Origin of the sequence: Microbacterium sp. 69-7 (assembly GCF_001897985.1) — a bacterium.
Taxonomy (GTDB): domain Bacteria; phylum Actinomycetota; class Actinomycetes; order Actinomycetales; family Microbacteriaceae; genus Microbacterium; species Microbacterium laevaniformans.
The window spans coordinates 1-6,052 of the sequence record NZ_MKRU01000040.1; the positions used below are offsets into that span (position 1 = coordinate 1).

Below are 6,052 nucleotides of genomic sequence, written 5' to 3' on the forward strand. Positions count from 1 at the left end.
GCGCCCGCGCCCGCCACCATCGGATCGAGCGGGTACAGCGACGCGGCGTGCGCGAGACCCGCCTCTGCGCGGGCGACGTCGTCGATGCCCTTCTGCGGACCGAAGACCGCGGCCGCACCCGAGGGACCGAGCAGCGGAGTGGTCACATCGGAGAGCACGACGATGCCGCCGGCAGGAGGCTGTCGCAGCGCAGCGGTGTCGACGTGGGCGATCGCCGCCAGCCCGCCGGCGCCGTCGGGCACCGCGGCTCCGGCGCCGTCGACGAACCCGGCACCGAGCGCCGAGAGCATACCGACGCCGAGATCGGTGGACGCGCTCGATCCGATGCCGAGGACGAGGCGCTCCACACCGTGCTCGAGCGCGGCGGCGATCGCCTCGCCGAACCCGCGCGTCGACGCGTCCCAGGGACGCAACCGGCCGCCGAGCAGTTCGATCCCGCTCGTCGCCGCGAGCTCGACGACCGCGGTACTGTCCGGCAGCAGCAGCCATGCGGTGTCAACGGGCGTTCCCGCGGGCCCGGTGACCGTGAGCGGCATCCGCGTCGCGCCCGGGACGGCAGCGGCGAACGCGTCCAACGTCCCCTCTCCCCCGTCGGCCATCGGCCGCAGCACCACGTCGTCGGCCGGTCGCACCGACCGCCACCCGTCGCGCAGTGCGGCGGCGGCCGCGGCAGCGGGGATCGAGCCCTTGAAGCTGTCGGGGGCGAGCACGACGCGGGTCATGGGCGCGATGCTACGCGTTCACCGGCCCGCGGCATCGGGCACCGGCTCGCATCGGGCAGGATGGACACATGACGTGGCTTGTGACCGGCGGAGCGGGATACATCGGTGCGCACGTGGTGCGCGCCCTGCAGGCGGCGGGCATCGCCCCGGTCGTCGTGGACGACCTTTCGAGCGGCCACGCGTCGTTCGTGCCCAAGGGCGTGCCGTTCGTGGAGGGCACGATCCTGCATCGCGCGCTGTTGGCCGACACGATGCGCGAACACGGCGTCACGGGCGTGATCCACGTCGCCGGATTCAAGTACGCCGGCGTCTCGGTGCAGCGCCCGCTGCACACCTACGAGCAGAACGTCGAGGGCACCCGCGTCGTGCTGGCGGCCATGGCGGATGCCGGTGTGCACAACATCGTCTTCTCCTCCTCAGCCGCGGTCTATGGCACCCCCGACGTGCCCCTGGTGACCGAGGACCTGCCCAAGCGCCCCGCGTCGCCCTACGGCGAGTCGAAGCTCATCGGCGAATGGCTGCTGCGCGATCAGGGCGTGGCGACGGCATCCGACGAGCAGCCCCTCCGCCACACGTCGCTGCGCTACTTCAACGTGGTCGGCTCGGCCGACCCGTCGGTGTACGACACGAGCCCCCACAACCTCTTCCCGATCGTGTTCGAGAAGCTGCTCGCCGGCGAGACCCCGCAGATCAACGGCGACGACTACGACACCCCCGACGGCACCAACGTGCGCGACTACGTGCACGTCGGCGACATCGCGGCCGCGCACGTCGTCGCGGCGCAGCGACTCGAGGCGGGTGAGCCCATCGAGGCCGCGTACAACCTGGGGTCGCAGAACGGCCTGAGCGTGCGCGAGATCATGGATGCCATGGCCCGCGTGACCGGCATCGACTTCACGCCGAGGATCGGTCCGCGCCGCCCGGGCGACCCCGACCGCATCGTCGCCACCGGGGAGCTGGCCGCCCGCGACCTGGACTGGACCAACCGCTACACCGTCGACGAGATGGTGCGCACCGGCTGGGAGGCGCGCCGCGCCGCCCACTGATCCCGGCGCGGCGCTGCGTTTCGACTCTGCGTTTCGACTCGCGGCGCTCGCTCAACGACCGGCGCTCGCTCAACGAACGCGGGAAGCGGTGCTTTCCGGTCGTTGAGCGAGGAGCGCAGCGACGAGTCGAAACGCCGTCTCAGGCGGTCAAGCGGATGACCGCCCACGAGACGTCCGGCAGTGACACGCGCAGCTCGTCGCCCTGACGGATGACCTCCAGCGACTGCGGCCTCACCCGGTAATCGGCATCGGTGATCATCCACGACTCGACGACGGCGAGGGATGCCGCGTCGAGTTCGCGCAGATCGATCACGAGCTCCGCGGCATCCGACACCGAGCGGTTCACGAAGAACACGCTCGTGCCGGCGTCGTCGGTCGTGGCGACCGCGTTGACGGCGGAGACGTCGCCGAAGCGCGCGCTCTGCACGCGCGGCGCGCCGTCGATCTCGACCCGCCGCGCGGTGCCGCAGCCGAGGCGGGACGTGAGCGAGAAGGGGTAGAAAGTCGTCTGGCGCCGCGCGGGACCGCCGGGCTCCGGCCCCCGGTGCTGCAGCCGCAGGCCGCCGCACTGATCCGCGCCGTCGCCGTCGACTGACCTCGGCGCAGGCGCCGCGCTCAGACCGGCGCGGGGCCGGTGCTGTCGCGCACGATGAGCGGGGCAGGCATCACCGCGCGGGTCGCGGCTTTCGCTACCGCGGAGTCGGGCGCGTCGCCCTCGTCGAGAAGAGCGGCGACGGCCTGGGCGCCGAGCCGGTCGAAGTGCTGGCGCACCGTCGTGAGAGGAGGCCGGTAGTTGGCCGCGTCGTCGACGTCGTCGAAGCCGACGACGCTGACGTCTTCGGGCACCCGCGCACCGTGCTCGGCGAGGGCGCGCAGCGCCCCGAGGGCCATCTGGTCGTTGGCGACGAACAGGGCGGTGCCGACGGCGCCGTCGCCGATGAGCGTCTGGGCTGCCTCGTAGCCGGATGCCGAGCTCCACGAGCCGCGCACGAGCGCGCCGACGGGACGCCCCGCCGCCTCGAGGGTGTCGCGCCATCCGCGCTCGCGCTCGGCGGCCGCGTACGAGGTCGCCGGCCCGGCGATGTGCGCGACCGTGGCGTGCCCGAGTGCGAGCAGGTGCGCGGTCGCGCCGGCCGCTCCCCCGGCATGATCGGTCTCCACGCCGGCGAATCGGTCGTCGGGCGGCGAGTCGACGACGACGAGTCGAAGAGCGGTCGGCAGATCCGCCGAGCGGACGAGAGCGGAGGCTTCGTTGATGACGACCACGCCGTCGACTCCCTGCTCGTTGATCCGCTGGAGCGCTTCGGCGGCGTCTCCGGAGCCGATGGTGACCACCGCGACGTCGTGCTCGCGTTCGGCGGCGGCATCGGTCACCGCCTCGAGCATGAGCGAGTTTCCGACAGTCGCGAGCGTGGAGACGACGACGCCGATCGTGCCGGACCTCCCCGTGCGCAGGGCCCGGGCGGCGCGGTGGATGCGGTAGCCGCTGCGTGCCATCGCCTCCTCGACGCGGGCGCGGGTGGCGGGGTCGACCCGCGGGCTGGCGTTGACGACACGAGAGACGGTCTGCGCCGACACCCCCGCGATCCGTGCGACATCCGCCATCGACGCGCGTTTGTGTGCCATCCCGACCTCCGTGTTGACGATAGCACGCACATGGCCGTATCGTGTTATCGTGAACATGCCGGAGCCGCCTCCTCACCTCGCCCCCGCGACACCGCCGACGGCCCCCGCGACGCCGCTCGGCGCGGGCGTCGTCAAGCGCCCCACCCGCCTCGCCGACGGGCGCGACCTCATCTACTTCGACGACCCCGACACGACCCTCGGCCCCGATCGCGCCCTCGACACGCGCAGCCTCGACCCCCGCCCGGCGACGGCGACCATGCGCCAGGACATCCTCACGGGAGACTGGATCTCCGTCGCCGCCGCCCGACAGAACCGCGCCTTCCTGCCGCCCGCCGAACTCGATCCGCTCGCCCCGCAGACCCCGACCAACCCGTCCGAGATCCCCTCGCACTACGACGTCGCCGTCTTCGAGAACCGCTCGCCCTCCTTCGGTCCGGCACTGTCCGAGGCGACCGGAGACGCCCCCGCGGCATCCGATCCCCCGCGCGGGCTCGACGACCTCGCGCACCTGGGCCTCGGTCGCACCCGCACCAGCGTCGGCCGCTGCGAGGTCGTGTGCTTCTCACCGGCGCGCAGCGGCTCGTTCGGCACGCAGACGCCGACACGCGCACGCACGGTGATCGAGGCGTGGGCCGACCGCACGGCGGCCCTGTCGGCGCTGCCCGGCGTGCAGCAGGTGTTCCCGTTCGAGAACCGCGGCGAGGCGATCGGTGTCACGCTGCAGCACCCCCACGGCCAGATCTACTCGTATCCGTACATCACCGCGCGCACGACCCGACTCCTCGACGCGATCGACCGGACGGCACCGGACCTCTTCGCTCGTATCCTCGCGTTCGAGCAGGCAGGCCCCCGCGTGCTGCTGCGGGGCGAGCACTGGACCGCCTTCGTGCCGTTCGCCGCGCGCTGGCCGATCGAGGTGCACCTGCTCCCCCACCGTCACGTGCCGGACTTCGCCGCCCTCGACGACGCCGAGCGCGACGAACTCGCACCGATCTATCTGCGGCTGCTGCGCGGCATCGACGCCCTCTACGGCGACCCGACCCCCTACATCGCCGCCTGGCATCAGGCACCCGTCCACGTCGGTCGCGACACGGTACGCCTGAACCTGCAGATCACGAGCCCGCGTCGCGCCGCCGACAAGCTCAAGTTCCTCGCCGGATCCGAAGCGGCCATGGGCGCCTGGATCGGCGACGTCCCCCCCGAGACCGCCGCCGATCGGCTGCGATCCGCCATCGAAGGAGTCCAGCTGTGACGACCACGGCCACACCACGCACCGACGCGCACGACCTGTTCGGCGAGCTCACCGGTGCGGAGCCCGCGGGATACTGGTCGGCTCCGGGACGGGTGAACCTGATCGGCGAGCACACGGACTACAACGACGGCTTCGTCTTCCCCTTCGCGATCGACGGCCGCACGATCGCGGCGCTGGGCACGCGCGGCGACGGGCGCATCCGCGTCGTGTCGACGTTCGATCCGGTGCCGGTGGAGGTCGCCCTCGCCGACCTCGACGCGCTGTTCCCCGCCCGCCGCGACGAGATCGTCGAGTGGGCGCGCTATCCGCTCGGGGTGGCGTGGGCGCTGCGGGATGCCGCGCGTGCCGCCGGCCGCGACGCCGACGCCCTCACCGGGGTCGACATCGCTCTGGCCTCCGACGTCCCCGTCGGCGCAGGGCTCTCGTCATCGGCGGCGATCGAGGGCGCCACGGCATCCGCTCTCAACGACGTATGGCAGCTCTCCCTCTCGCCGGTGGATCTCGCCCAGGCCGGTCGCCGCGCTGAGAACCTGGCGGTGGGAGCCCCCACCGGGATCATGGACCAGATGGCGTCGATGCTCGGCCGCGCCGACGCCGGCATCTTCCTCGACTGCCGGTCGCTGGAGGTCGATGTCGTGCCGCTCGGGTTCGCCGACGCCGGTCTGGAGGTGCTCGTCATCGACACCCGCGTGAGCCACGCGCACTCCACCGGCGGCTACGGCGAGCGCCGCGAGGCCTGCGAACGCGGAGCCGAGATCATGGGCGTCGCGGCCCTGCGCGACCTCGTGCCGGCCGACCTGGACCGCGCCCGTGCGCTGATGGACGACGTGACCTTTCGGCGCGTCCGCCACGTCGTCACGGAGGACCAGCGTGTGCTCGACGCCGTGCGCCTGCTGCGCGCGGAGGGACCGCGGGCGATCGGCGCGCTTCTCGACGCGTCGCACGCGTCGATGCGCGACGACTTCGAGATCTCCACGCCCGAGCTCGACCTGGCCGTGGAGACCGCGCGCGCAGCAGGGGCCGTCGGCGCCCGCATGACCGGCGGCGGCTTCGGCGGCGCCGCGATCGCGCTCATCGACCGCGAACTGGTCGAGGAGGCGACCGCCCGTGTCGCCGCGGCGTTCGCCGCCGCGGGCTTCGGCGCTGCGCACGTGTTCACCGTGCATCCCTCGGACGGCGCGCGCCGGGACGGGTAGCGTCGAGGGCGGGAGGTCGATCCGCGGCATCCCGGAAGGAGCACTCGTGGCCTCGCTCACCTACGTCGAGATCGACGGCGCCCCGCACGGGCTGTTGCGCACCCACGGCGCCGAGGTGAACGAGGCGCTGCTCGCCTTCCTGAGCACGTGAGAGCCCTCGGATGGATGCCGTGGGTCGCCGCGGCGGGTGCGGCGGTGCTCGCGTTCGGT

At 72.8% G+C, this 6,052-nt stretch carries 6 protein-coding genes and 1 pseudogene; 4 read left to right on the forward strand and 3 right to left on the reverse strand.

Annotated elements, in window-relative coordinates:
• The coding region (locus BGN98_RS03875; RefSeq protein ID WP_288119686.1) for a glycerate kinase at positions 1-722 on the reverse strand (722 nt) is incomplete at its 3' end.
• A gap of 68 nt (positions 723-790) precedes the next feature.
• On the opposite strand from BGN98_RS03875, the gene galE reads away from it, so the two are divergent.
• Positions 791-1,768 carry a UDP-glucose 4-epimerase GalE gene (gene galE, locus BGN98_RS03880; protein ID WP_061683797.1) on the forward strand — a complete coding sequence of 326 codons (978 nt, stop codon included), beginning with the start codon at positions 791-793 and terminating at the stop codon, positions 1,766-1,768.
• Positions 1,769-1,907: 139 nt separating this feature from the next.
• Here the strand turns inward: galE and BGN98_RS03885 are convergent, their stop codons facing one another.
• Together BGN98_RS03885 and BGN98_RS03890 are read right to left on the reverse strand one after the other, a co-directional pair.
• Complete coding sequence (locus BGN98_RS03885) at positions 1,908-2,195, reverse strand: hypothetical protein (RefSeq protein WP_288119687.1); 288 nt, start codon at positions 2,193-2,195, stop codon at positions 1,908-1,910.
• Positions 2,196-2,383: 188 nt separating this feature from the next.
• Complete coding sequence (locus BGN98_RS03890) at positions 2,384-3,394, reverse strand: LacI family DNA-binding transcriptional regulator (protein WP_288119689.1); 1,011 nt, start codon at positions 3,392-3,394, stop codon at positions 2,384-2,386.
• A gap of 55 nt (positions 3,395-3,449) precedes the next feature.
• Between BGN98_RS03890 and galT the strand changes: the two genes are divergently transcribed.
• From galT to BGN98_RS03905, 3 genes and pseudogenes are all read left to right on the forward strand, one after another.
• Positions 3,450-4,646 (forward strand): galactose-1-phosphate uridylyltransferase, encoded by a 1,197-nt coding sequence (gene galT, locus BGN98_RS03895; protein ID WP_288119710.1) that lies wholly within the window; start codon positions 3,450-3,452, stop codon positions 4,644-4,646.
• Complete coding sequence (galK, locus tag BGN98_RS03900) at positions 4,643-5,842, forward strand: galactokinase (RefSeq protein WP_288119691.1); 1,200 nt, start codon at positions 4,643-4,645, stop codon at positions 5,840-5,842. Before galT ends, galK begins: the two co-directional genes overlap by 4 nt.
• 55 nt (positions 5,843-5,897) lie before the next feature.
• Positions 5,898-5,993: pseudogene (locus BGN98_RS03905) on the forward strand (alpha/beta hydrolase); the annotation flags it as partial.
• Positions 5,994-6,052 lie beyond the last annotated feature (59 nt).

Bases quoted from the DNA above. Each gene is read 5' to 3' on its own strand.
- galE (WP_061683797.1), top strand. From the start codon at position 791: ATGACGTGGCTTGTGACCGGCGGAGCGGGATACATCGGTGCGCACGTG.
- BGN98_RS03890 (WP_288119689.1), bottom strand. From the start codon at position 3,394: ATGGCACACAAACGCGCGTCGATGGCGGATGTCGCACGGATCGCGGGG.
- galT (WP_288119710.1), top strand. From the start codon at position 3,450: ATGCCGGAGCCGCCTCCTCACCTCGCCCCCGCGACACCGCCGACGGCC.